At 37.8% G+C, this 25,903-nt stretch carries 20 protein-coding genes; 12 read left to right on the top strand and 8 right to left on the bottom strand.

Annotated elements, in window-relative coordinates; all coding sequences use genetic code 11:
- Positions 1-123: 123 nt before the first annotated feature.
- The 4 genes from AC0L6O_RS21710 to AC0L6O_RS21695 all read right to left on the bottom strand — a co-directional run bounded on the left by AC0L6O_RS21710 (position 124) and on the right by AC0L6O_RS21695 (position 5,505).
- Positions 124-966, bottom strand: coding sequence for a glycoside hydrolase family 16 protein (locus tag AC0L6O_RS21710; protein ID WP_473305325.1), 843 nt, complete (start codon positions 964-966; stop codon positions 124-126).
- Positions 967-1,004: 38 nt separating this feature from the next.
- Complete coding sequence (locus AC0L6O_RS21705) at positions 1,005-3,407, bottom strand: ABC transporter permease (RefSeq protein WP_473305324.1); 2,403 nt, start codon at positions 3,405-3,407, stop codon at positions 1,005-1,007.
- A gap of 211 nt (positions 3,408-3,618) precedes the next feature.
- The gene (locus tag AC0L6O_RS21700; RefSeq protein WP_473305322.1) at positions 3,619-5,130 is read right to left on the bottom strand and encodes an ankyrin repeat domain-containing protein; all 1,512 of its coding nucleotides are present in this window, start codon (positions 5,128-5,130) and stop codon (positions 3,619-3,621) included.
- 3 nt (positions 5,131-5,133) lie between these two features.
- Positions 5,134-5,505, bottom strand: coding sequence for a BlaI/MecI/CopY family transcriptional regulator (locus tag AC0L6O_RS21695; protein WP_473305321.1), 372 nt, complete (start codon positions 5,503-5,505; stop codon positions 5,134-5,136).
- Positions 5,506-5,824: 319 nt separating this feature from the next.
- Here AC0L6O_RS21695 and AC0L6O_RS21690 point away from each other — a divergent pair, with 319 nt between their 5' ends.
- Complete coding sequence (locus AC0L6O_RS21690; protein ID WP_473305320.1) at positions 5,825-7,540, top strand: SBBP repeat-containing protein; 1,716 nt, start codon at positions 5,825-5,827, stop codon at positions 7,538-7,540.
- A 35-nt stretch (positions 7,541-7,575) separates the two neighbouring features.
- Positions 7,576-7,884, top strand: a complete 309-nt coding sequence (locus AC0L6O_RS21685) for a LytR/AlgR family response regulator transcription factor (RefSeq protein WP_473305318.1) — start codon at positions 7,576-7,578, stop codon at positions 7,882-7,884.
- A 69-nt stretch (positions 7,885-7,953) separates the two neighbouring features.
- On the opposite strand, the gene AC0L6O_RS21680 is transcribed toward AC0L6O_RS21685, so the two are convergent.
- The gene (locus AC0L6O_RS21680) at positions 7,954-11,271 is read right to left on the bottom strand and encodes a transglutaminase family protein (protein ID WP_473305317.1); all 3,318 of its coding nucleotides are present in this window, start codon (positions 11,269-11,271) and stop codon (positions 7,954-7,956) included.
- 393 nt (positions 11,272-11,664) lie between these two features.
- Here AC0L6O_RS21680 and AC0L6O_RS21675 point away from each other — a divergent pair, with 393 nt between their 5' ends.
- From AC0L6O_RS21675 to AC0L6O_RS21630, 10 genes are all read left to right on the top strand, one after another.
- The gene (locus tag AC0L6O_RS21675; protein WP_473305316.1) at positions 11,665-13,110 is read left to right on the top strand and encodes a circularly permuted type 2 ATP-grasp protein; all 1,446 of its coding nucleotides are present in this window, start codon (positions 11,665-11,667) and stop codon (positions 13,108-13,110) included.
- Positions 13,111-13,119: 9 nt separating this feature from the next.
- Positions 13,120-14,052, top strand: coding sequence for an alpha-E domain-containing protein (locus AC0L6O_RS21670; RefSeq protein ID WP_111373394.1), 933 nt, complete (start codon positions 13,120-13,122; stop codon positions 14,050-14,052).
- A gap of 129 nt (positions 14,053-14,181) precedes the next feature.
- Positions 14,182-14,736 (top strand): fasciclin domain-containing protein, encoded by a 555-nt coding sequence (locus AC0L6O_RS21665; RefSeq protein WP_473305314.1) that lies wholly within the window; start codon positions 14,182-14,184, stop codon positions 14,734-14,736.
- 101 nt (positions 14,737-14,837) lie between these two features.
- Complete coding sequence (locus AC0L6O_RS21660; RefSeq protein ID WP_473305313.1) at positions 14,838-15,380, top strand: RNA polymerase sigma factor; 543 nt, start codon at positions 14,838-14,840, stop codon at positions 15,378-15,380.
- The gene (locus tag AC0L6O_RS21655; RefSeq protein WP_473305311.1) at positions 15,377-16,195 is read left to right on the top strand and encodes an anti-sigma factor; all 819 of its coding nucleotides are present in this window, start codon (positions 15,377-15,379) and stop codon (positions 16,193-16,195) included. The genes AC0L6O_RS21660 and AC0L6O_RS21655 overlap by 4 nt, the downstream gene beginning before the upstream one ends.
- Positions 16,196-16,705: 510 nt before the next feature.
- Positions 16,706-17,353, top strand: a complete 648-nt coding sequence (locus tag AC0L6O_RS21650) for a DUF4331 family protein (protein ID WP_473305310.1) — start codon at positions 16,706-16,708, stop codon at positions 17,351-17,353.
- Between the two features lie 29 nt (positions 17,354-17,382).
- Positions 17,383-17,949, top strand: a complete 567-nt coding sequence (locus AC0L6O_RS21645) for a DUF4331 family protein (RefSeq protein ID WP_473305308.1) — start codon at positions 17,383-17,385, stop codon at positions 17,947-17,949.
- Between the two features lie 70 nt (positions 17,950-18,019).
- Positions 18,020-19,303 (top strand): tetratricopeptide repeat protein, encoded by a 1,284-nt coding sequence (locus AC0L6O_RS21640; RefSeq protein ID WP_473305306.1) that lies wholly within the window; start codon positions 18,020-18,022, stop codon positions 19,301-19,303.
- A gap of 2 nt (positions 19,304-19,305) precedes the next feature.
- Positions 19,306-21,513 carry a TonB-dependent receptor gene (locus AC0L6O_RS21635; protein WP_473305305.1) on the top strand — a complete coding sequence of 736 codons (2,208 nt, stop codon included), beginning with the start codon at positions 19,306-19,308 and terminating at the stop codon, positions 21,511-21,513.
- 157 nt (positions 21,514-21,670) lie between these two features.
- Complete coding sequence (locus AC0L6O_RS21630) at positions 21,671-22,654, top strand: DUF4382 domain-containing protein (protein WP_473305304.1); 984 nt, start codon at positions 21,671-21,673, stop codon at positions 22,652-22,654.
- A 109-nt stretch (positions 22,655-22,763) separates the two neighbouring features.
- Here AC0L6O_RS21630 and AC0L6O_RS21625 read toward each other — a convergent pair whose 3' ends face one another.
- The 3 genes from AC0L6O_RS21625 to AC0L6O_RS21615 all read right to left on the bottom strand — a co-directional run bounded on the left by AC0L6O_RS21625 (position 22,764) and on the right by AC0L6O_RS21615 (position 25,897).
- A complete protein-coding gene (locus AC0L6O_RS21625; RefSeq protein ID WP_473305302.1) occupies positions 22,764-23,501 on the bottom strand; it encodes a proteasome-type protease in 738 nt (245 codons plus the stop codon).
- Positions 23,502-23,657: 156 nt separating this feature from the next.
- Positions 23,658-24,971, bottom strand: a complete 1,314-nt coding sequence (locus AC0L6O_RS21620; protein ID WP_473305300.1) for a hypothetical protein — start codon at positions 24,969-24,971, stop codon at positions 23,658-23,660.
- Between the two features lie 14 nt (positions 24,972-24,985).
- Positions 24,986-25,897, bottom strand: a complete 912-nt coding sequence (locus AC0L6O_RS21615) for an AAA family ATPase (RefSeq protein ID WP_473305298.1) — start codon at positions 25,895-25,897, stop codon at positions 24,986-24,988.
- Between the last annotated feature and the right edge of the window lie 6 nt (positions 25,898-25,903).

Here is a 25,903-nt window from a genome sequence, read left to right as displayed (position 1 = left end):
TTAATTAAGGTTTTATGAAAACTAGTTAAAAGCTAAAATGTCCGAAAGCGAACATTTCGGTTTGCTTTCGGACATGATGAGTTTTCTGTTTGATACGGTTCTTGCTAGTATTATCTCCTAGGTTTACTGGTAAACTCGCACATAATCTACCTCATATTTTATGGTCTTGGTTTCTGGTCTTGGCTCTCCGCCATTATTGCCACCAATGGCAAGGTTTAAAAGAAAATAATGTGGCTGTTTGAAAGGATTAAAACCGTCGGGATTTATGGTTTCAGAGAGTTTTACCTCATTGATAAGTTCACCGTCTATGAAAATTTTGATGTCGCTTTCTGTCCAGTCCATTCGCCAAATATGAAATTTGTTTATCCAGTCTGGGTCTTTGGCAAGAAAGTGTGTCAATGGAATTTTACGGTTATCCCATTTTGCTTTATAGGCTTGGTCTGTTCCCCATGCCATATTGCCAAGGATTGTGGCTTCGCCGTTAACGCGATATAATTCCATGATGTCAATTTCGCCATTTGAAGGCCATGGTTTCTCAACACCTAAAGTCCAAATGGCAGGCCATGAGCCCAAAGTACTGTCTAATTTTGCCCGAATAAGAAATGTACCAAACTGGAACTCCTTTTTATTTCTAGTATGGATGCTAGCCGAGGTGAAAGTGATTTCTGGTCTGCTGTAACGCCAATCTTTGCTGCCTTTTTGATAGGTTGGATTGTCTCTTTCTACGCTATTCGCAGTGATTTTTAGTATTCCATTTTCACAAATGGCATTCTCTTCCTGATACCACTGTAATTCATTGTTTCTTTTAAAACCTTCTTCAAAGCTCCAGTTTTCAGGATTGGGTTTTCCTTCAATTTTAAATTCATCATTCCAAACCAGCTTTTTGCCTTCAAAGGACGTGGGAACTGTATTTTGAGAAAAGCTTGAATAACAGAGAAGTAAGAGAAGGAGTATTTTGAAGGGCATTGTTTTTGAGTTTTACGTCTCAATTTAGTGACTATTTCTTACTCCGTCTTTAAACTTTCCACAGGATTCATTAGAGCGGCTTTGATAACTTGAATACTAATGGTGAGTAAGGTTAAACATAGGCAAGCAAGTCCTGCAATAGCCGCCATCCACCATTTTATGTCAATGCGGAAAGCGAAGTCGGCGAGCCATTGATTTAACAAATACCAGGTTATAGGAACGGCTATGGCGAGTCCAATGATGCTTAGTTTTACAAAGTCTGTTGATAATAAACTGACAATGGACGTGACGCTAGAACCCAAAACTTTTCTGATGCCAATCTCTTTTGTTCGGCTTTTGGCTACAAAGGCACTCATGGCAAAAAGTCCCATAAAGGCTAATAATACTATGATGGAAGAAAAGAAGTTTAAGAGTTTAAATCGAGACAAATCGGCTTGAAGGAAACGGTCAAACTGGGCATCCAAAACATTAAATTCTATTGGGCTTTCTGGGGCAAATGCATCATTAACTTCTTCAAGAGCAATTCTGGTTTTAGCCCAGTCGGGACTATTAATTTTGAGGGTGTAATAATCTATGGCATGAATGGGATTGTTCCAGTGGCTAATGATTAGCGGCTTTACAGAGGTTCGGAAGTCTTCCATTTGAAAGTCTTTTACCATGCCAGCAATTCTGACTTTAAAAACCTGAGCTAGCGTTTCTGTACTTCCTCCAAAATTGACCGCTGGTATATCAATGCTTTGACCGATAGGGTCATTTAAACCGAGGGCTTTTACGGCAGCTTCATTAATGAGTACTTTAGAACTGTCAGAATTCATTCCTGTAAAGTTTTGGCCTTGGCTAAGCTCTACTTGAAAGGTTTTCAGGAAGTCTTTATCTGCACCAATGAAAAGAGCATCTTCCGCGTTTTCTATGCTTTGACCATTTTTTAAGGCTTTCACAATAGGTATATTTTTCCATTCGCCAGGAACGCGTGAAGTCACGCTTACCGCTTCTACTTCTGGAATTCTTAAAAACTCCGTTTTTATGGCTTCAAACCTTTGGCGAAGCACAAAACTGTTCACATCAATGGTGGCCAAACCCTCCTTTTGGAAACCGGCCTCACGATTTTTTAGGAAGTCTAACTGCATGTTAAAAACAATGGAAGCCATCAAAAAGGAAATGACTGCCACAAACTGGAAAATGAGCATGAAACGTCTAAATTGAAGTTTAGAGGTTGATAGCTTATTTCGGAAAGAGTCATTTTTAATGACTAAAGAAAATGGATAAGCCACAGCTAAGAAACTAACGAATAGGGCTAGAGCCAAGGTAAAAAGAATACCTGATAGCGGGATTTCCGACAAATTTAAAGAGGTGTTAAAAAGGTTTTGAATGTAGGATTTACTTATAAAAAGTAGGAGAAATGCCAAAAACATGGAAACGCTGGTTAACAAGATAGATTCGGAAAGAAACTGCCAGAGCAGAGCCAATTTACCTGAACCCATTATTTGCCTAAGATTAATTTCTTTGGCTCGGTCCATAAAAGCGATATTTAGCAATCCTGCATAATTAAAAGATGCTACCAGAAGTATAATCAGACCTATCCAGAAGAAGAGTTTTACATATAATCCATTGCCTTTGGCATTGTTAATTTCGCCTTCTATCTCGTTTTGGTATAGGTGAATATCTTGAACTGCTTGCACTTTAAAAGTGCTTTTGAATACCTCAGAAGTGGGATAGTTTTTCTTTGTTAATGTTTCAATTTTCTTTTCTAGCTTGTTTAAATCTGCATTGGGAACGAGTTTGAAGTAGCTGATAAAATTTCTGTTTAGAAAATCAGAGGCAATGGCTTCATCCCACTCATTAAAAAACTTACGTGCTATTTGTTCCGTTATAAAAATGCCATTGGTGAGGTGCGAATTCTCTGGGAAATCATCTAAAACAGCCGCCACAGGAAATTTAGCACGGCCTATATTCAAGGTTTTTCCTAGAGCAGTTTCGACACCAAAATATTTCTCTTTGATGGTTTTGGTAAGTACAATACCATCAGAGTCGGGGTTTAAGGTTCCTTCTTGAAAAGGTAGATTAAAGACTTCGGTAAAATTATCGCCCATCACAATAATGGGTTCATGTGAGACTGTCTCAGGGTCGTTTCCTACATCTCTTCTGCCTATGCCTACCAGCTGTGTTTGTGAGAGCACTTCATCAAAAAGGCTTTCGGCATTGCGAGAAATGGCAGGAGCCAGTTGAGCCGATTCTCTGGTTTTGCCGTTTTCGTCGGTGACGGTTTCTAACAAACGAAATACCTGCTCCTGATTCTGGTCAAAAGAACGTTCGCGAAGTACGTAGGCATTGAGTAAAAAGAAACAATAAAAGCCAAATGTGAGGCCTATAATATTGATGAAAGCAAATTGTTTATGGCTTTTCAGATACCTGAAAGCTGTTTTTAAGTTTTTTTGAAACATGGTTGGGGTGTTTTGATGTTCGATGTTGAGATTCCGCTTGTTGGATTGTCAGTTCGAGCGAAGACGAGAATAGTCCATGTAGGAGCATCTCGGCTTTGCTCGATGTGACAGTGGCTACGTTCTATCTTACATTCAAATGGAGGTATTAAGCAAAGCAGTGGCTAGCTGTAGTTAACAGCACTTTTAAAATAATATCACAAATTTGGATGGCTTACTTTTCGTACTTTTTCAGAAGATTAATCATCTTCTTGTTATTTGAAGACCTTGCGTGAAACATGGCGTATTCGTCACCAGGGACATTCTGATATGGGTCTGCACCAGCTTCTAGTAGCAGTTCAGCTATTTCATAACGGTTATTTCTTACTGCATAAATTAGTGCTGTGCCATCTCCGCGGCTCTCTCGATTAACATCGGCACCATATTCTAAGAGTAAATGTGTAAGCTCAATATTTCCGCTGCGAGAAACAGCCATTAATGGGCTTTCATCCATTGAATAGTGGTATTCTGAGTCTCCGCCAGCTTCTAATATCATTTTACCTATTTCATAATTTCCTTTTCTGGCTGCTGCCACTAGGGGAGTACGTGGCTCACCATCTCCTGTATACGTACAGTCTGGGTTTTGACTTTTTAGGGTTTCCCTAACGTCTTCAATGTTTTCGCTTTTTACAGCTCTTAGTAAGTTTCTACAGCCTTTTGTACTGAAGACAAAGTCTCTAATGTTTTCAGGTTCTGAATCCGCATTTGTTACTGGAGAATTACTTGACTCATCATAGTTTTGAGCAATATCTTCCTGTGCAAAAGCTCCAAGAGGATTGTTAGTTAAGAGTAATATTCCAAATAGGAGTGGAGCTAAAAAGGCATATTTCCAATAACTCTGTTTGTTTGATTTTTTTGTATTCATTTTCATAATTCGTTGTTTTAATAATGACTGATTATAATTGGTTGTAATGGTCAAAGGGCGAGTGTAAGTGGCCACTTTGAGGAGGTTCATTTGATATGAATCTCGTTTCACCGCTTTTCTTTCTAGTAATTCATCGTCGGTTTGATATTCAATGTTTTTTTCCACCTCGTTCCTCCAAAACCAAACCAGCGGATTAAACCATAGAACTATCACAGCTAATTCTGAAAATAACAAATCGAAAGAATGGCGTTTGCTCACATGAATCTTCTCATGTTTTAAAATCTGCTCGTAGGTGTCAAAATCATAACTATCTGGATTTATGAAGATATAATTGAAAAAGGAGCAAGGCTCTTGTACCAAAGGTGTGTTAATAATAATAGCTTGTTCGTCTTCTATTTTATCATTGCTTTTCCAGACCTTATAAAGCACTGAAATGACCTGCGAAATGAAGTTTAAGAAGAAAATAGCAACTCCGAAATAATAAATGATTAGTAACCAATCTGCGAAAGTTCTTTCTGAATTTACAGTGGTATTAGGACTTAAAGCGTCTGTTTTACTTTCAAAAGTTGGAATCGTTTCGCTGTTTGTAATTGCGAGGTTTTCCTGAGGCTTTGACTCTACTTTCTCTATGATTTTGGAAACTAAACCTTGTTGGTTTACCATTTTTGGTAAACTGATAAATGGCAGTGTGAATGCAAATGCTAAACAAGCAATCAAGTAAAATCTATTGACAGAAAAGAAGCTCTCTTTTTCTAAAAATAGCTTGTAAAATACCAGTAGAACGGCTAGTATGAAGGAGGCTTTCAAGAGTAATGTTAGCATGATTTAGGCTTCTTTATTTTTGTTGATAACAGAAACCAATTCTTTAATCTCTTCTTCCGAAAGGTTTTCGCCTTTTGCAAAATGTGCTACCATTCTTGAGAATGAACCACCGAAGAATTTCTTTTTGATGTTCATTTCTCCTAAATGCTCTCTTCTATAATCTTCAAAAGGTACAGCTGCTGAATATTGGTGTGTGTTACCTATTTTTTCTGAATTCAGAAACCCCTTTTTGACCAGGATTTTCACAATAGTAGCCACTGAGTTATAATGTGGTTTAGGTTCTGGTAGCTCCTCTATAATATCTCTGATAAAAACGTCTCCTTGACGCCAAACAATCTGCATTATTTGGTCTTCTCTCTTCGCTAATTGTACCATAAATTGAATTATTGATACACAATACTACTAATTGATTAGTAGTATTCCTAATGAATTAGTATTTATCTACTAATTGGTTAGTAGTTTAAGGGTGAAAGCGATGTGTTGAGATAACTTTAAGTAATATGCTAAAACATCATTATTGTCTTAATGTCTAAGAGTTTAAGGTGAAAGGACCGGGTGTTTTGGGCTCCTTGTCTGACTGCTTGAATTCATGAAGTAAAATGCCGACTCCATAGGCTCATACCAATTTTAGTGAAAAATTTAGTAGACTTTTAGGTGCTGATAACTTAATTGTTCAACTAAAAAAAGCACTCACATGAAAAGAGTTTTACTAAGCCTTATTTTTTTTAACCTCGCTTTTTGCAATACTTTAAAATCCCAGTCGACTATTAATTTTGACGATAAGGGGACCGTAGTTGCAAACTCCAACAAGCAAGCTGTCATTGATAATTCTGCTGTACTTGAAGTGAGAAGTACAGATAAAGGAATGCTTCCGCCAAGAATGACTACTGTCCAAATTAATGCAATCCAAAATCCAGCGAATGGTTTAATGGCTTATGACACTGACTTAAATTGCCTTAAAACCTATAATGGTTTGAATTGGGATTGTGTAGGTGCGGATGTAGTTGCTAGTACACCATTAAGTTCTTCTTATGCTTATAAATCTGTTGCAGACAATTATGCTTATTCGCAATCTATAGCTGCTGATGGTTCAGGCAATACAGTCTCCGTTGGTTATTTTAGAGGAGCAATAACCTTTGGTAAAAGTGGAAACCAAATGACACTCACATCTCTTGGCGAATATGATGGTTATATTGTGAAACATGATAAAGATGGAAATTTAATTTGGGCAACACAGATTGGAGGTAGTTTGGATGATCAATTTATCCATGATGTCGCTTTAGATAATGCTGGGAATATTGCGGTAACAGGTTCTTTACAGAGGAGCACGACTTTTTATTCTACAAATGGAGGCTCATCTTCTCATTCAACAAGTTCCAATTATGAACAAATATTTATTGTAAAGTATAATCCTTCCGGTGTTCTTCAATGGTATAAAACGGCAGCGTCATCTGGGAATTACAATTGCAGGGGCAGGGGTGTTGCTTTTGATCAGGCCGGAAATGTTTTAGCCACTGGCCTCGTTCGTGGGACTGTATCCTTTGATGGTAATTCAGTTACTTCTATTACTAATACGGACGATATTTTTATTGCTAAGTTAAATGGTTCTAATGGTAACTACAGTTGGGTAAAAACAGATGGAGGAGGAAGCAATGAAGAATCTGGTTTTGAACTAGTTTGTGATAATACTAATAATGTATACGTGTTGGGGTATTATACTGGGACAGCAGAGTTTGGCGAAGGTGGAGGAGTGATTAGTCATACTTCTAGAGGTAATTATGACACTTTCGTTGCAAAATACAATACCAATGGAGTCTTAAGCTGGGTGAATACAGCAGGAAATGTCGAAGAGGAAAACATGGGAGGAATTGCTTATTCGCAAGCTGCAAATTGTATATATATATGTGGCAGCTATGAGCAAACAATTACTTTTGGAGCTGGCCTTGGTTCTAATCCATTATCTTCTGTTGGATCTAATTATTATAGAAATGGTTTCATCGCTAAATATGACTTAAGTGGTAATATTCAATGGACAGCCAAGCATGGAAATACAGGGGGCTATAATAACTATAGCAATGATGTAGCAGTAGATCCTTCGGGTAATGCTTATTTAGCCGGGACCATGCAATACAATTCTTATTTCTATTCCTCAAATGGCACCTCATACTATAGAAGAGGTGTAGACGAAAGAGAGCCCTTCCTTTCAAAGTATAATACAAGTGGCGATTTACAATGGGCTATTATTGCACCTGACGGAGAAGATGAGTTTGTTAGAGGCCTTTCTTTTAATAACGGTTCGGCATTTGTCTACGGTAATTTTTATGAAGCAATTAACTTCGGTTATCAGCAGTTGAGATCCTCAACAGATAGTTTTGTTGGAAACCTTTTCATTTGGAGATATAGTGAATAAAATTAGACAAGTTAAATTCACCTTAAAATATCTCAATGAAAACGATAAATGTAAGCCGAGCGGAAATTAGAACTGCAGATATTCTATATCTAAAAGCAGATATAAATTATACTAACTTTTATCTGAGGAATGGGAATAAACTAATGTCGAGCCTTACACTCAAGCGGTTTCAAGAACAATTATCTAGTCAAAGTTTTAAAAGGATAAACAGAGGTACACTTATTAACTCTGCGTACTTGAAATGTGTTGGAATAGACACAGTTACGCTAGTGGATAACACAGTCCTTAAGATATCACGAAGAAGAAAGAAATCTTTGTCTAAGTTATTTCTTCGTCTTGTATGATGTAGTATTCCAGAGAATCAGCTTTATAAAAGTAGAGGCTAGGTCTTAAACTAGCCTCTACGTATTAAATCACTTCCTACTCTTCCTTAAATCCAATGTTGTAGAAAGGTTTGAAGTGGTTTCTTCCATCGGAATGTTAACCGTTCTAGTTTCTCTTTTTTCTTCAAAGAATCGCCCAACTGCGGTGTATTCCTGAACAGTTTTTACACTGCCTTGGGTATGTCCTTCGCTGTAGAATCTGGTATGCCTCCTTGACTCAGCTTCCATGCTATTTACCGGCAAGGTGTCATAATTACGGCCACCTGGGTGAGCCACATGATACGTGAAACCTCCAATAGATTTATTATTCCAAGTATCTACTATATCAAAAAGTAGTGGGGTGTCCACACCTATGGTAGGGTGTAATGCGGAAGGTGGTGCCCATGCTTTATAACGTACGCCAGCTACAAATTGACCTTTTTGACCAGTAGCTCTCAGCGGTATCTTGGTTTCATTACATGCTAATATGTATCGGTCAGAATTCCAGCCGTTCACTTTCACTTGGACACGCTCTACAGACGAATCTACATACCTCGCGGTGCCTTGAGAAGTAACTTCTTCGCCTAAAACATTCCATGGTTCAATAGCCCATCTAAGCTCCAGAGAGATGTCACCAAACTGTGCTCTACCCAATACAGGGAATCTAAACTCAATGAAGGCATCAAACCAAGAAGGTTCGATTTTATAGCCAGACTCTTGAATCTCTGATAAGATTTGATTGAGGTCTTGCCTAACGTAATGCTCTAGCATAAACTGGTCATGGAGTTCAGTGCCCCACCTTACTAGTTTTTTCTCATAAGGGTTTTTCCAAAAACGTGCTATAAGTGTTCTGATAAGTAAGTTTTGAGCAAGACTCATATGAGCATGAGGTGGCATATCAAAGCCACGAAACTCTAAAATTCCCTGTCTTCCTGCCGCTCCATAAGGAGAGTATAATTTATCTATACAAAGTTCTGCTCTATGCGTATTACCCGTGACATCAATAAGCAAGTTTCTAAAGAGCCTATCCGATATCCATAATGGTGGGTTCTCTTCTTTTGGTACTTGACTAAAAGCTATTTCTAGTTCATAAAGTACATCATCTCTACCTTCATCCACTCTTGGGGCTTGGGATGTTGGTCCTATAAATGGCCCACTAAAGAGGTATGAAAGAGATGGGTGATGCTGCCAGTAAGTAATGATGCTTTGTAATAATTTTGGCTTTCTAAGCAGCGGGCTATCCTTTGGTGTAATTCCACCAATGGTTATGTGGTTTCCGCCACCAGTTCCCGTATGCCTTCCATCAATCATAAACTTCTCGGTACCAAGTCTTGATAGTTTAGCTTGTTCGTAAAGTTTGAGTGTGGTATTAACCAATTCTTTCCAAGAAGCAGATGGATGCGTATTTACCTCAATTACACCAGGGTCTGGCGTAACCATCAGTTTATGAAGCTTGCCTTCGCTAGATGGTTCGTAACCTTCTAAAATTACTGGCGTGTTAAGTTTATTTGCAACTAAGTGAATGGCAGCTACTATTTCTAGATAATGCTCAAGCAAATCTTGTGGAGGTAAGAATATTTGAATTCTTCCATCTTTTACTTCTAAACACATCGCTGTTTTAAAACAGATGTCTTCTCTTGTAGCTAATGCCTGGCTTTTTCCAGCTTTTAATTTAGCTTCATAATCTTCAAGATTTGGAAGCGGGGCAAAGGGGTCTCGTGGGTAAGTCTCTTCTTCCATGTTTTTCTCAGGAAGAGAGTTTAAAGGCAATCGGTAACCAATCGCAGAATTACCAGGTACTAAGAATAGGTTTTTCTTTCTGAAAGGCCACTTGCAACTTTCCCAGTGCTCATCTTTTCGGTTAAACCTTATAGGCAAAACATAACCAGAAGGCTCGTTTAAGCCTTTGGTAAGATTCTCTGTAAGCGTTCTTCGTTCTACGCTATCTTTTAAATTAAGCTTTAATGGGTCTTTGTCTAAAGGTAATTTATCTTCTTCCCAAGCAAAATAGAAGGCATCTTCATAAGCTGCAAGGATGGCCTTTTGGTCAATGTTTAATAGTTCTGCTAATTTTTCAAAAAACAGCTTTCCATCTTCCTTAGTACTAGTTCCTTTTTTTGCTGGTGAAGCTATCAAAGCAGAGTTTTCCCAAATAGGGAGTCCGTCTTTTCTCCAGAAACATCCGTATTGCCATCTTGGTAAAGATTCGCCAGGATAAAGTTTACCCTGACCAAAATGCAGCATTCCGTTTGGAGCAAAGCTCTCTCTAATTCTTAAGGTAAGCTCTTGTGCTAATTTTCTTTTGTGAGAGCCGTCGGCAGAAATATTCCATTCGGCACCTTCCATATCATCAATAGAAACAAAAGTCGGTTCTCCACCCATGGTAAGTCTAACATCCATGGCCTCTAAATCCTCATCAACTTTATCACCAAGGGCTAAAATATCTTGCCATTGTTCGTCAGAATAAGGTTTGGTAACTCTAGGCTCTTCATGAATTCTAATGACTTCATTTTTGAAAGTAAAGGTTGTTTCGCAAGCGTCTAATAAACCTGTAATAGGAGCAGCACTCCCAGGAGATGGTGTACATGATAAAGGAATATGCCCTTCTCCTGCAAAAAGACCTGAGGTTGCGTCTAAACCAACCCAGCCAGCACCCGGAATGAAAACCTCAGCCCAAGCGTGCAAATCTGTAAAGTCTGCTTCAGGACCAGAAGGGCCGTCTAATGATTTTTCGTCAGCAGTTAGCTGAACCAAGTAGCCAGAAACAAACCTTGCGGCAAGTCCTAAATGACGGAATATCTGAACCAAAACCCATGCACTATCACGGCAAGATCCTAAAGCTTTGCCTAAAGTGTCTTCACAGGTTTGAACACCTGCTTCTAGTCTGATGGTATAATTTACCTGATTATATAAAGCTTGATTTATGGCTACCAGAAAGTCGACTATCTGCATGGGCTCTTTTGGAACCTTGGTGTCAAGAAAGTCTTTAAGCAGTGGTCCGCCTTCCATTATCTCAAAATATGGACTTAGTTCTTTTTGAAGTTGGTCTTCATATTTAAAAGGAAACTTTTCTGCATATTCATCCACAAAAAAGTCAAATGGATTGATGACAATTAAATCAGCAATGACCTCTACATCTACATATAGATTCTTGATTTTGTCAGGAAACACTACTCGAGCCTGAAAGTTTCCAAAAGGATCTTGCTGCCAATTTATAAAATGATTTTCTGGCGAAATCTTTAAAGAGTAGGAATGAATGGGCGTTCTGGAATGAACGGCAGGCTTTAATCTTATGACCTGAGGAGACACATTGATAAACTTATCATAATCATAATGCATCTGATGACGAATGGCTACTCTTATGGACATATATTGTACTTTATTGATTTATGAATATGAGTATTTATTTCTTATAATTACTGTAATTAGCTTAAAATATACCTTCAAAGCAATTAAGTGATTAAACTGTGATGAAGGTCATGTTTGTCAAAAGCTTTTTTGTTGGTAAATTTCCAAGAATTTATTTCGTATCAAAAATGCTTCTTTTTGAGTTAAACTTCGTTTCTTAAGGTGATACATTTTTTTTAACTGTATTACTTTCGGATTTATTTGCATTTTCACTCGTTTTATACCTAAGTTGTCGAAATAATCATTTGCTTTTTTGTTAAATAGCAAATACTAGAATTCATTTATGTATGCAATTGACAAATAAATATTCGAAGGAGTGCAATTTTACGGAATATTTTCAAACATTATAATAGTATGATAGATTCTTATATCCCAGACCGCGACGTTTATGATGAAATGTTTGAATCCGATGGGAAGGTTAGAAAACATTACGAAATATTATCAAATCACTTTGATAATTATGACATCACAACTTTTGCCAAGCTGGCAAAAGAGGCGAAAGAGATCTTTTTTAACAAAGGAATTACCTTTGCTGTGTATTCTGAAACAATGCAGGCTACGGAAAGAATATTTCCGTTTGACCTAGTACCAAGATTGATTACTTCTTCAAAATGGGACAAATTAGAAGCTGGTATTTTGCAACGAAATTTGGCAATAAATCTTTTTTTGAAAGATGTTTATAATGAACAGCGGATTTTTAATGAGAAGGTTGTTCCTAGAGAATTAATCGAAAGCTCTGTCAATTTTCTTAAAGAGATGAAAGGTTTTGTTCCTCCTGGAGGAGTATACAACCATATTAATGGGAGTGATATCATTAGACATAGTGACGGTGAATATTATGTGCTAGAAGATAATGCAAGGTGCCCTTCTGGCGTAAGTTATGTTTATGCCAATAGAACAACGTTAAAAGAAACGTTTCCTCAATTATTCTCTGCAAATGAAACCAGGCAGGTAAATGATTATCCGTCTCACTTATTAGAGATGCTTCAATCCGTAACACCTGAAGGTCTGGACTGCGAACCTAGGTGTGTTGTGCTGACTCCAGGAGTTTTTAACTCAGCATATTACGAACATGCTTGGCTAGCTCAGTCGATGGGGATAGAGCTAGTAGAAGGTAGAGATTTATATGTTGAAAATGATAAAGTTTTTACGCGTACCATTAATGGACCGGCCCAGGTTCATGTAATTTATAGGCGTGTTGACGATGCGTTTCTTGACCCTGAGGTTTTTAGAAAAGATTCTGTTCTTGGCGTAAAAGGTTTAATGAGGGCTTATAGAGCTGGTAATGTCAATATTGTGAACGCTCCAGGAACTGGTGTGGCAGATGACAAAGCGGTGTATACCTATATGCCTGAAATTATAAAGTTCTATTTGGGTGAAGAAGCGAAGCTAAAGAATGTGCCAACTTATAGATGTGAGCTTGATGATGATTATAAATTTGTCATGGAAAATATCCCCAAATTGGTAATTAAGCCAGTCGATGAATCTGGTGGATATGGCATCTCAATAGGAAATACACTGAGTGCGGAAGAGATTAGTGAGGTTCAAAAAACAATTTCGGCAAATCGAAGAAAGTATATTGCTCAGCCTATAATGAGTCTTTCTATGGCTCCAACGTTTATTGAGGAGACTAAGACGATTGAACCACGATACCTAGATTTAAGAACGTTTTGTCTACTCGGAAAAGATAGTTCTTATGTTTTACCTGGTGGTTTGACTAGAGTGGCGTTAAAAAAAGGAAACCTTATTGTAAATTCTTCTCAGGGTGGTGGCTCGAAAGACACCTGGGTGATTAAATAAAATATTTATATGCTTTCAAGAATAGCAAACAATTTATACTGGGCTGGAAGAAATTTGGAAAGAATGGAGCACATTGCCCGTTTTGTGCCAGTAAATTATTTTGCAAGTTTAGATGGTCCAGCCGAGGTTGGTTTACAGTTTGTACTTCATGATATCAACTCCATGGCTGGAAATCTTTCGACCGAAGGGGAACTGGATCAACAAGAGGTTTTAAGGAATGTAGCTTTTGACATGTCAAATCCTTCCTCTATTATTTCTTGTGCCAATTTGCTTAGAGAAAACTTTAGAGGTACACAAGACTTTATTAGTACAGAGTTATGGGAGGCGGTTAATAGCCTTTATCATTATGTAGGAAGTTTTGATGAAAAAGAATATCTGAAATCTAGTATGAGTGAGTTCATGCTGAAAGTGCAAGACCAGGTAGTACTCTGCAAGGCTAGAATAGATAGTACGCTAATTCATGATCAAGGTTGGTCTATTCTTAAGATTGGTCTTTTATTAGAAAGAAGTTTTCAGATAACTAGAATTACGCAGCTTAAACTTAACGACGAAGCAGCACTCGAAGGGATTGATCCAATTCTTATTGATAATGAGTTTGGCAATCTTTTGAAAAGTTTAGAGGCTTTTGATATGAATAGGAAGTTTTACAAAAAGCCAGTTAAGAAAAGAAGAGCCTTGGAGTTTCTCATATTTAATGAAAAATTCCCAAGATCCTTAGCTTTTTGTTTGTTTGAGTTTAAAGATAGAATTAGTGATCTTTCTCTTGATAAAAAGGGGAAGAATAATTCTATTAAGCTTATTGCTAGAAATTTAAGAAATGAGCTTTTTTACTATCAAATGGAAGATATTGAAGGACGAGAGATGGAATATCTTAATGAAGTTCAAAATAAGGTAATAGAAATGAATGAAATATTGGTAACTAAATACTTTGCTTATAGCTAGTGAATTATAGTTTACTATTGTTTTTAAAAGTGAGAGCTCCATGCCAGGAGCTCTTTTTTTTATGGGCTTTTAATCCAAAAGAATCTCAGTGGCGTACATGCCACATACAAATTATGAATAACACGAATTATGAAAAAGCAAATTAAAACGTTAGCACTTATTTTAGCAGGAATGGCTGCAAGTACAATGGTAAACGCTCAGACTGTGATGGTTGGAGGTGAAGCGATGTACGCTCAAAGGAACATTGTTGAAAACGCGGTGAATTCAAAAGACCACACTACACTGGTGGCAGCTGTAAAAGCAGCAGGTCTTGTGGATGCATTAATGGGAGATGGGCCTTTAACGGTCTTTGCCCCAGTAAATTCAGCTTTTGATGCATTGCCAAAAGGAACAGTGGCTACTTTATTAAAGCCAGAAAATAAAGATATGCTAAGCTCAATTTTAACGTACCATGTGGTGGCAGGGAAAATTGACGCGGAAGAGCTAATGAAAATGATTAAGAAAGGTAAAGGAATGGCAACTATGAAAACTTTATCTGGAGCAACATTGACTTTTAAAATGAATGGCGAGCACAATGTGATGGTCATTGATGAAAAAGGTGGTGCGGCAAACATTAGTGTGTATGACGTGTATCAAAGCAATGGCGTAATTCACTCTATCGACAAGGTTTTATTACCTAGCTAAATTTGAAAGGTAAACTCCGGGTGATACGATAAGCCGGGAGTTTCAAAAGACAATTAATTACTTTAGTTTTATACATTACAATCTTCTAAACTGAATACATTTTGGCTACAAAAACAAACAGATATTCAGAAGATGAATTGGTAGGTGCTTTGAAAAAAAATCAGCGGCACGCATTCGAGTACTTGTACGATAATTATTCTTCTGCCCTTTTTGGGGTCATTTCAAGAATAATTCCCGATGAGGAAAAAGCTGCAGACCTATTACAAGAAGTCTTCATGAAAATATGGAAAAAAATAGGTGACTATGAGCCTAGTAAGGCTAAGCTCTATACCTGGATGATGAACATTGCTCGCAATGCGTCCATTGATCTTTACAGAAAAGAAAAGAATAAATATCACGTAGATATTGAAGATCAAATTGGATTAATTGACGAGAGTAAGCAAGGACAGATTTCCGTGAACACCATTGATTTACGGGGAATTGTAGATAAACTAAAACCAGAGAGAAAGGTTTTGTTAGACTTGGTTTACTTGCAGGGTTATACTCAGCAAGAAGCCGCCGAGAAGCTAGACATTCCATTAGGAACAGCAAAGTCTAGAATTAGGACAGCTTTACAGGATCTTAAACTCTATTATGCAGCATGAACATTAAAGAATTTATAGAATCATCAGGGATGCTGGAAGAGTTTGTTTTAGGACACCTTTCAGAGAAGGAAGCAGCAGGAATAGAATGCCTGGCTCAGACCTATCCCGAAATAAAACAGGAAATTGAAGTGTTAAATCTATCACTAGGAAAATATGCGGCAGTCTACGAGAAGGAGCCTCCAGCTTTTCTTAAGGACCAGATTTTCTCTCAAATGACTTTCGCAGAAGATGAGGAAGAAGTGGAGGAGGAGTCAATGCCTGAAACGTACGAAGAGCAAGCAGAAGTTGAAACAGTTATAGAAGAAGTGAAAATTATTCCCTTATGGAGTAAAATGGCTTTAGCAGCCTCGGTTCTTTTAGCAGCAGTTACAGCATGGGTGATTTCGGAGAATAATGAATTAAAAACCGAATCGTCAGCGTTAAGCCAAAAGGTAGAATCTTTAGAAGGTTCGTTTAACTCAAATAGCCAGTTGTTGGCAGAGTTTCAAAACCCTGTCAATAAGATTGTGAAACTGGCAGGAACAGAAGCAATACCAGACGCAGCAGTAACCGTGATGTGGAATCAGAAAGATAACTCTGTAGAACTCATGGTTAATAACCTTCCAAAAGCAGCGGAGGGTAAGCAGTATCAGCTTTGGATTATTGGAGAAAATGGTCCAGAAGATATGGGGATGCTTGATAATGATTTTGAAGGAAAGTTACTGTCTATGAAAACAGTGAACGGAACGCCTTCGGCATTTGCCATCACCTTAGAGAAAGAAGGTGGCGTACCAAGCCCTACTTTAGAGCAACTATATGTTATAGGAAACGTATAAAAGATTGTAGCCGGATATCGTTCATCCACACCATAATAGCCCCTCTGGGGCTTTTGGTGTTTTTATACATTGTGAAATAGAGTTGACTAAAAAGAGTTTGTAAATCAATCATTAATGGAGAAAGAGGGTCTTAATCATAAGGCCTTCTTTTTTTGGGTTTAGTCAGCTCATTTTTCTCTTGTATCGATTTACAAATACTATTAAGATTTTAGCATTACGTAATTTTAAAATAGATCTGGCATACCTAAGTTAGGTCATATTTCATTTTGAAATTATAGCCTACTCCCAATAGTTTTTTAAGGTGTGCTTAAATGTTTTTTCTTCCTTTTTTAGGTCTCAAAGAAAAGAATTTACCTCAGTTTTTCTTCTAACCTTATGAGCGTTGATGTTTTTGTTAGTGCTTTAGTCAACTTATAATTAGCGGTTTAAATTTTATTTAATTTATTTCGATCTAAATCAATCTCCCAACACGTAGCTACCCCGAATTTTAAATTAAAACAAAAACGAATTATGAAAAAGTTACAAAAAATTTGGGGAGTGGCAGCTCTTTTTGCTGTAGGAATCGGCATAGTTGCAGCTGACCATATTGACGCTCCAGGCGTACAAGGAACCACAGCAGACATCACGGATTTTTATGCATTCCAAGGTGAAAATACCTCTAACATGGTGTTTGTTGCAAACGTGCAAGGGCTTCTTAGTCCAGCAGCTACAGGTGCTGCGGCATTTGACGAGAATGTTATGATTGAATTTAACATTGACAACACAGGCGACAATGTAGAAGACCTAGTTATTCAGGCTATCCCGAGAGATGGTAAAATGTATTTCTTTGGTCCAGTAGCACCATCAGCTCCAGGAGTGAGTAGCATGGTTATGGAGTCTGCTCCTATGGCCTCTGTAGACATTACGGCTTACGGAAGTCAGGCGGAGGTAGCCACTGAAAACGGTATGACGGTTTTTGCAGGTCCTAGAGACGACCCTTTCTTTTTTGATTTTGGCAAGTACACGGAGATTATCGGTGGAACAGCTACGGCTTTTGATGCTGTAGGTACAGACACTTTTGCAGGCTCAAACGTGCTTTCAGTAGTGGTAGAACTTCCAAAATCAGTTTTAGGTGGCTCAGGTACTTTAGCTACTTGGGTAGAAGCCAAAAGAAAATAATTATTCAATTACAATAACATTACATCAAGATGAAAAAGATATTAAGAAATATAATGGGAATAGCTCTAATAGGGGCTTTAGGCTTAACCAGCTGTGATAAGGACGATGAAATGGTGGTAACACCACCAGCAGCAGGACCAGATTTTAGCGGAACATACATGACTGCCGACCAAATGGGGCGTCCTGCGATAAACACTGTTTTTGTGCCATCTGATATGAAAGATGACTTTAACGTGACTCCACCATCTGAGCAAGGTGCCAAGTATGCTTCAGCTTTTGCGGCAGGACTTATGGGACTTAGTCCAGCATATGCTAATGATGGCGACCAGAATGCATTAGGTTTAGATGCAGCTACATTTGGTTCTGTTTTAGCTACAGATGTTTTAACGGTTTCTACTACCGGACCTACTACATTTTATGACGGTACTAACGTTTTGACAGGAAGAAATCTTGCTGACGACGTAATTACAGTAGAGTTATTATTGATTTTTGGTGGAGAAGATTTTACAGAGAATCCAACATTGTCCGATGATAACGTAAGCTCAAACGACAAAGACTTCAGTACTTCTTTCCCATATCTAGCCACTCCTTGGTAAGATATAATAGGAACTAATTTGGGGCGGGTTTTGCCTGCCCCTATTTTTTAAAATCAAACACTAAACGATTATGAAAAGGCTACAAATAATAATCTTGATGGGTGTTCTTGCATTTTCTTGTAAGACTCCCGATAAAGATACTGTTACAAATTCCTCAGACTACAATAAATACCTTACTTCAAACCTAGAGAACGAAAAGCTAGCGTTTGCAGAGGGAGAACTAAAATTTTGGTCAGATAAGTTTGAAAAAGCACCAAATCAAAGTACTTATTTAAGTAAAATGGCTGCCGCCAATAATGAAATTTTTGCCCTGACGGGTCAAATTAAAAACTTAAATACTGCAGCTAAACAATTAACCAAGGTTAATGAGATGAGGTCAACCAAAAGTGCTTCAGTGCTTCGCTCTCTTGCTAAAACTAAAATAACACAACACCAATTTCAGGAGGCTAATCAAGCATTAATCCTAGCAGACTCTTTAGGAGAGAACAAATCAGCTACTCAAAAAATGATTTTTGATGTATCTATGGAGCTTGGCGAGTATCAAAAGGCGGGTTCTATCTTGAAAAAACTAAGCGAAAAAGAAGATTTTGATTATTTAATAAGATTGGCCAAATGGCGTGATTATAATGGAGATACTGAAGGAGCCATAGAGCAACTCAAGTTAGCCACTATTAAAGCAGAAGAGCTAGACAGCGACGAACTTAGACTGTGGATTTATTCTAACATAGCAGACTTTTACGGGCATGTGGGCAGTATTGATAAATCTTATGCTCATTACCTAAAAGCTTTAGAAATTGACCCAAATTATGTTTATGCTCTAAAAGGTATTGCTTGGATAACTTTTTCACACGAGAAAAACACGAAAGAGGCCGAAAGGATTATCGCAGCAATTGAGAAAAAACATGAAGCTCCTGACTATAATTTATTAAAGGCCGAAATAGCCAAATATGAGGGAGACTTAGCGAAAGAAAAAGAGTTAAAAGAGACTTTTCTTAGTTTGGTTTCATCGTCTAGCTATGGTGATATGTATAATGCATATTTAGTCACAATGTTAGAAAATGAGCCAGAGAAAGCTTTGGAACTAGCAAAAAAAGAAGTTGCCAATAGGCCAACGCCACAATCTTATCAATTACTGTCTTCTGCATATTATCAAAACGGAAACAAATCTGAAGCCTTGTTAATAGCTGATAATAAGGTGAAAGGTAAGACGTATGAACCAAAGAGTTTAATTCACCTAGCTCAGGTGTATAAAGCATCCGGAAATGAAGAAAATGTTACGGATTTGAAAAATGAATTAAAAGGGAGTTACTTTGAAGTTGGGCCCAATATGACCACTGTTATTAAAAATCTTTAGGCATGAGAAGACTTCTAATTATATCATTATTTTTTCTAGTTTCACCTCTTTTTGCACAGCAATTTCAAGGACGAGTGGTAGATGAAAATAAGTCAGGAATTCCTGAAGTGTCGATAAGGGTAGTGGGTACTAACAAATACGCAAAGACCGACTTTAACGGTAACTTTAAAATAGACCAAGTAAATAAGGGAGATATACTGAGTTTTAATATGCTTGGTTTTAGCTCTCAGTTAATAGTTTTTAATGAAGAAACCGCAAGTGAAATAGTACTTACAGAAGCGTTTATTTCATTAGATGGGGTGGAGGTAAGACCAGAAATGGATGCGATGCAGGTTTTTGCTGATGTTAACATTGAGGTTAATCCCGTAAACTCATCTCAAGATTTATTAAGAATGGTACCAGGGCTTTTTACTGGACAGCATGCAGGTGGAGGTAAAGCGGAGCAAATTTTCTTAAGAGGTTTTGACATAGACCACGGTACAGACCTTAATATTTCAGTGGATGGCATGCCGGTAAATATGGTTTCTCATGCTCATGGTCAAGGGTATTCAGATTTGCACTTTGTGATTCCTGAAACGGTAGAAGGCATTGAGTTTTCTAAAGGAAGCTATAATGCAGACCAAGGTAATTTTGCCACGGCAGGAAGTGTTTCTTTTAAGACAAAAGAAAGAATTGACAAGAGCTCAGTAAGTGTAGAGTACGGAAGCTTTAATCATAAAAGAGCCTTGGGCTTATTTAATTTAGTGGCAGACCGTTCTGCTAAAAGTCAGGCATATATAGCATCAGAGTATATTTATAGTGATGGGCCATTTGTCTCACCTCAAAACTTCAATAGGTTTAATGTGATGGGAAAGTGGAACAATCAAATTTCAAGTACAGAAAAACTAGTAGTAGCGGGTTCTTACTTTGGAAGTAAATGGGATGCTTCTGGTCAAATACCAGAAAGAGCAGTAGCCTCTGGTTTGATTAGTCGTTTTGGAGCCATTGATGACACCGAAGGTGGAAACACTTCTAGAACTAACGCATCAGTATCTTACTATAAGTCTTTTGGGAATAACACTACCTTAGAGTCGAGAGCATTTTACACCAATTATGACTTTCTGTTGTTTTCTAACTTCACCTTTTTTGCAGAAAACCCTATAAATGGTGACCAAATCAAGCAAGCAGAAAACAGAAACTTGTTAGGTTTTGAAACCTCGTTTTCAAAAGAGTTTAATGGTTTTACCCTTAACACAAACGGTGGTATAAGGTCTGACTTTATTAGAGATAATGAGTTAACCAGAACAGAAAACAAGACCACGGTGCTTAGCAGAGTGTATTATGGAAATATAGATGAGACCAATACTTATTTAAATTTAAATACGGTTTTCAAATTTGGTAACTTTAGTATGATTCCTGGCTTACGTGTTGACCATTTTTATTTCAATTATAATGACAAACTTTCTAACGATGGCATAGGTAACACAGAGCAAAGTTTTTTAGTGAGTCCAAAATTGAGTTTCATTTTGCAGCCTAGTCCCGAAACACAGTTTTTCCTTAAAACAGGAACAGGCTATCACTCAAATGATAGTAGGGCGGTAATTTTCAAAAATAACAACCAAGTGCTGCCTCGCTCTTATGGAGCAGACTTAGGAACGGTCTTAAAAATCAACAAGCGTATACTTTTAAATGCTACTTTATGGGCACTTAATTTAGACCAAGAGTTTGTTTATGTAGGAGATGAAGGTATAGTGGAGCCTAGCGGCAAAACCAACCGACTTGGTGCCGACCTAGGCTTTAGGGCTCAAATCACAGACAGGTTGTTTTTTGATTCTGATATTACCTATTCTTATGCTAGAAGTAGTGAAGAGCCTAAAGGGGAAAACTATATACCCTTAGCACCAGCTCTAACATTTACGGGAGGTTTGGCTATTACAAACTGGAAAGGTTTCTCTGGCGGAATCAAAACAAGAGTTTTAGGGAAAAGACCTGCCAATGAAGATTATTCTATCACGGCAGAGGGTTACTTTATTACTGACGCAAATGTGAATTATGAATTTGGAAAATGGCGTTTGGGCGTAAATATTCAAAACCTTTTTAATTCATCTTGGAATGAGACGCAGTTTGCTACTACTTCTAAACTTTTCAATGAGGTTAACCCAGTAGAAGAAATTCATTTTACGCCAGGTGCACCGTTCTCTTTAAGAACCAGCATTGCTTTAAGATTTTAAAACCCCAATTTACACAGATAGTCTTCCCCAAAACGGGGAAGCTTTTTCCATTTTTTTACTTTTTCGACTAGTTAAACGATAGGGAATGGTTGTTTTAATAACAACTTCACAAGGAGTGTTTCCTATTTATAAATTATAACGAAAAAGTAAAATTAGAATGAGAAAGCAAAGTAGAATTTTAGCTTTAGGAGTGTTGGCTTTATCAATGTTCGCATTTTCTTGCGATGATAATGATTCCACACCAAAAGGTGACATCAATGACCCAGACCAAGCCCAAGGGAGTTTAAGTTTCGGGATTACAGATGCCCCTATTGACCAAGCAGATGTTTCGGCGGCTTTCATAACCGTGACAGAAATCAAAGTAGACGGACAGACTTTTAGTGGTTTTCAAGGGCCAAAAACCTTCAATCTTCTTGAACTTCAAAATGGTAATTCACTTGACTTAGGCCAGGGTAATGTGGCAGCGGGTTCATATTCAAGCCTTGAGTTAGTTATTGATGCAGAAAGTGATGCTACAGGTTCAGGACCGGGATGTTACATACTTAAAACAGATGGTACTAAAGAGAAATTAGAATTAGCTTCTGGAAATGCTACATCCATCACTATGGCTCCTAGCGATTTTAAGGTTGAAGAAAACGCTAATACAGAAATCATCATGGATTTTGACTTGAGAAAATCTGTGAAATCTTCGGGTGATGATTATTCTTTCGTGACAAATAATGAGTTAAACGCTGCAGTGAGAGCAGAAAATAAGGCTATGACTGGTGCCATTAAAGGTAAAATTGATAATGCAGCAGCAGCCAGCGGAAAAGTAGTGGTTTATGTTTACGAAAAAGGAACATTTGATGCGAGTACTGAAACTTCAGGTCAAGGAAGCAGTGATATAATGTATGCCAATGCAGTGAGTAGTGCTAAAGTGAATGCAGATGGTACGTTCAACCTTTCTTTCTTATCAGAAGGAAACTATGAGATTCAGTGTGATAAGCCTGAGGAAAATGATTCAGGATTAGGTTTAAGTACGCTTTTAGAGCTAGAGAGCAATGTGGATTTAAGTAATGTAGGTGTTAATGCAGGAGCAGAAACTAACCTAAACTTATCGCTAAAGCTTGATGGTATACTTGGGAGTTCAATAAATTTGTAAGGAAGTATAAACCCTTCGGGGCTGAAAGCGGCTGTCATTTTTGGCAGTCGCTTTTTTGTTTTAGCAAGACTTTGAAAAATAGTAAAAGGCTCGATGGCTTTTTTATAAATCAGCCTTTGTCAAACAAAGGTGATTTGTCAAGAATTTTATCAATCAGAGTATCAGGAATCTGGTTAACAGAGTCTTTAAGTCTATCTGCCCAGAAATTGGTAATTTCTTCTAGATCTTTCTCCTCTAGTCTATGCTCTTCTAGCTCAAAGGTTTCTCTGTTAAATATCAAAACATCAATAGGGAAACCAACATCGCTAGCACAAACTCTAGTAGAATCAAAAGACAGAAAACCCGTTTTTAAAGCAAATTCAAGGCTAGAATCATAATTAACTGTTCGCTGAAGTACAGGCTTGCCATAACCAGAGTTTCCAATAATCATAAAGGGCGTTCCTTCACCTACTTCTATCCAGTTCCCTTCAGGGTAAAGTAGGTAGAGTTTAGGCTCATCATCTTTTGGCATTTGCCCACCTACTATGGTGAAAATGTTGAAGTTGATGCCACTTTTAGCTAAGATGTCACGGTCTTCCGCAGCTACTCTTTTTATTTGTTTGCCCAAAGCATTAACTGCCTGATACATTTTATCAAAGCCCTCCGTTTCGTCAAGTAACTCTTCAAAATAGCAAAGCACCTTATCTCTTACTGAACGTAAACCGGAAGTCATTATAAAAATAGGATGTTTCCCATATTTATGAACAAAGACTTTTTTAGCGGTGGTGGTTTCTGAGCCAGAGGTAATTCTGGTGTCTGCAAGAGCTACCAATCCTTTCCTCAATTTTATTCCTAAACAATAAGTCACTTTATTCTACTTTAATTAATGATCGGCACAAAGTTATTCCACTTCAAGTACATTGCTAATATTAGGAATGTTTTTTTATGGTCATTGAAGATATTAATAGAAGAAGTGTCGTTCTAGGTGATGGTGAAACATGCGGTTATACTATTTCAAGAGTTCTTAAGTTCTTTTAATATTCATTTCCCTCACGGCATCTTCTATGCCTTTTGGTGTCATGGGATACATATTGATTAGTTGTTTTAAAAACTGTAAAGACATGGTGTGTGGCCAGTACTTTATTGGCTCTGGGTTTATCCAGGCCAGTTTTTTAAACTTCTTTTTTAAGCTCTCGTAGGTATTAATGCTTTGCTGGTTAATTTCATAGGTTCCCATGGTGGCATCGCCAATGATAAACACGCTGTAGTTGGAGTCTTTGTTTAGCAGTGTTTTTATTTTTACCGGCTGCGTTCTGTTTGAGTCCGAATAAACCTCTCCATAAATGGTATTATGGAAATAGTACGTTTCTAAATCGTGAGCAAAACGCGTTTTCATTTTCTTAAAAAGCTCACGAACCACTTTTACGTAAGAAAGCATAGAGTAGCCACCATTGTCAATCAATAGTATCACCTGAAGTTTCTCTTGGTTTACTTTCTTTATTTCTGGAATAAAGAGGCCTCCACGCTTTATACCAAGTTTTATGGTATTATGAATGTCGATTTCGTCATGAGCAGACTCTTCTATCACGCCTTTTAAAGATGCCAATGCAGCATCAATATTATTATCATTAACTAGCTTATTGACATCCACAGGATAGTAGTTTTTGTTATTTAGGACAGCCCTTGCCATTTTGCCACCCCCCGTTCCGCCTACTCTTACGCCCCCTTTGGCAGCACCGCCATGGCCATAAGGAGAAATACCTCCTGTGCCTATCCAGTGGTTTCCTCCAGAGTGACTTGTTTTTTGATTTTGTTTTATGGTTTCCATTCTTTCCAAAATCTGCTCAAGACTTAAGTCAGAATAATCTGCCATTTTATCCAGATTTCTTTCTGTAGTTTCGCCATTGTTTTCAGCCGAATTGTCTTGTTGATAAGGATTATCTTTATCCCATAATTCTCGCCCATTAATCACCTCTTTGATATCATAAGTGGTCAGGTGAATTTCATCTAAAAACTTATTGACCAAAGCGTCTTCATCCAACACTGGGCTATCGCCGTCAAAATTGTCTTTCCATTTCTTAAAGGTCTTTGACCTAATAATGGCATCATTAAGCCTTTCGCCTTCTTTGATTTCAATTTCTAAAAAGTAGTCATAAAAGGCCTTGGTGTATGGTCCCAGTAAGGTTTTCTCTTTTACCACAATGGCTTTTAAAACATTATAAACATCGCCCAAAGTGCGTATCAAACCCTTTGTTATTGATTTTTGGAGCAATAGCAAAGTTCTTACATCGGCGGGTAAACCGTAAGTTCTGAAATGAGCAGGTAGTGATTCAAACATGATTTGACTAGGTTTTAATTATAAAAACCTTGACGTTTTGGCTCCGGCTCACCAGAAAGAGAACGTTTTATTTTCTCCATGTCGGCCTGCGTTTTTATCAAAACACCCAAACCTTCTAAACTTTTGATTTTTTCTATGGAGTCTTCGCTAGCGAAAGATTGAACATACTTTAGCCAATTTAGCAGCTCTCTGGTAGTAGGAGCTCGTTCTAAACCGAGGTTTCTTAATTGGTAAAAAGCATCTAAAGCTACCTCAACCACCCTATCGTGAATTTTTGGATAGTGTTTTAGTACAATTTCACGCATCAATGTTTCGTCAGGAAAGTTTATGTAATGATAAATGCACCTTCCCTTAAACGCCGTTGGCAATTCTTGCTCTCTATTAGAAGTAATTACTATGGCTGGCATCTCTTCTTCCGATATCTCTATCACCTCGCCAGACTCAGGCATTACGAGTTTCCTATGGCTAAGTGCATAAAGCAAATCGTTAGGAAACTCACGAGGAGCTTTGTCAATCTCGTCAATAAGTAAAACAGAGTGTGGAGTGGCGTACGCTTTTGCCGCTGGCCCTTTTACCACATAATCTGCAAGGTTTTCTGAGTTTCTGTTGCCTGTTGAAAGTTTTGAGGTAAGTCCTTTTTCTGCTCGCTGAGCATTCAATATTTCTACCTGAGAATCTCTTAAATATTTGACATGGTCAAAACGAGCTACAAAAGATTCTACATTGCTTTTTGAGCCAGTAGGGTAGGTAAATATGGGTAAGCCCATTGACTTTGCATATTGAATAGGAAGCTCTGTTTTCCCTGTTCCGGGCTCACCTTCTATCAATAAAGGCATGCCTAAAACACGTGCCATATGAAAAGCTTGTGCTAAGCTTTGGTCACAGATATACTTCTCAGAACCCTTCCAAAATTCAGTTAACGCCATGCTAGT

The sequence above is a fragment of the Arcticibacterium sp. GJ41-1 genome (assembly GCF_055808875.1).
This window is presented reverse-complemented; position numbering and strand designations above follow the sequence as displayed.

Excerpts from the sequence above, each read along its gene's own strand:
- AC0L6O_RS21710 (WP_473305325.1), bottom strand. The coding sequence starts at position 966 with ATGCCCTTCAAAATACTCCTTCTCTTACTTCTCTGTTATTCAAGCTTT.
- AC0L6O_RS21705 (WP_473305324.1), bottom strand. The coding sequence starts at position 3,407 with ATGTTTCAAAAAAACTTAAAAACAGCTTTCAGGTATCTGAAAAGCCAT.
- AC0L6O_RS21700 (WP_473305322.1), bottom strand. The coding sequence starts at position 5,130 with ATGCTAACATTACTCTTGAAAGCCTCCTTCATACTAGCCGTTCTACTG.
- AC0L6O_RS21695 (WP_473305321.1), bottom strand. The coding sequence starts at position 5,505 with ATGGTACAATTAGCGAAGAGAGAAGACCAAATAATGCAGATTGTTTGG.
- AC0L6O_RS21690 (WP_473305320.1), top strand. The coding sequence starts at position 5,825 with ATGAAAAGAGTTTTACTAAGCCTTATTTTTTTTAACCTCGCTTTTTGC.
- AC0L6O_RS21685 (WP_473305318.1), top strand. The coding sequence starts at position 7,576 with ATGAAAACGATAAATGTAAGCCGAGCGGAAATTAGAACTGCAGATATT.
- AC0L6O_RS21680 (WP_473305317.1), bottom strand. The coding sequence starts at position 11,271 with ATGTCCATAAGAGTAGCCATTCGTCATCAGATGCATTATGATTATGAT.
- AC0L6O_RS21675 (WP_473305316.1), top strand. The coding sequence starts at position 11,665 with ATGATAGATTCTTATATCCCAGACCGCGACGTTTATGATGAAATGTTT.
- AC0L6O_RS21670 (WP_111373394.1), top strand. The coding sequence starts at position 13,120 with ATGCTTTCAAGAATAGCAAACAATTTATACTGGGCTGGAAGAAATTTG.
- AC0L6O_RS21665 (WP_473305314.1), top strand. The coding sequence starts at position 14,182 with ATGAAAAAGCAAATTAAAACGTTAGCACTTATTTTAGCAGGAATGGCT.
- AC0L6O_RS21655 (WP_473305311.1), top strand. The coding sequence starts at position 15,377 with ATGAACATTAAAGAATTTATAGAATCATCAGGGATGCTGGAAGAGTTT.
- AC0L6O_RS21650 (WP_473305310.1), top strand. The coding sequence starts at position 16,706 with ATGAAAAAGTTACAAAAAATTTGGGGAGTGGCAGCTCTTTTTGCTGTA.
- AC0L6O_RS21645 (WP_473305308.1), top strand. The coding sequence starts at position 17,383 with ATGAAAAAGATATTAAGAAATATAATGGGAATAGCTCTAATAGGGGCT.
- AC0L6O_RS21640 (WP_473305306.1), top strand. The coding sequence starts at position 18,020 with ATGAAAAGGCTACAAATAATAATCTTGATGGGTGTTCTTGCATTTTCT.
- AC0L6O_RS21635 (WP_473305305.1), top strand. The coding sequence starts at position 19,306 with ATGAGAAGACTTCTAATTATATCATTATTTTTTCTAGTTTCACCTCTT.
- AC0L6O_RS21630 (WP_473305304.1), top strand. The coding sequence starts at position 21,671 with ATGAGAAAGCAAAGTAGAATTTTAGCTTTAGGAGTGTTGGCTTTATCA.
- AC0L6O_RS21620 (WP_473305300.1), bottom strand. The coding sequence starts at position 24,971 with ATGTTTGAATCACTACCTGCTCATTTCAGAACTTACGGTTTACCCGCC.
- AC0L6O_RS21615 (WP_473305298.1), bottom strand. The coding sequence starts at position 25,897 with ATGGCGTTAACTGAATTTTGGAAGGGTTCTGAGAAGTATATCTGTGAC.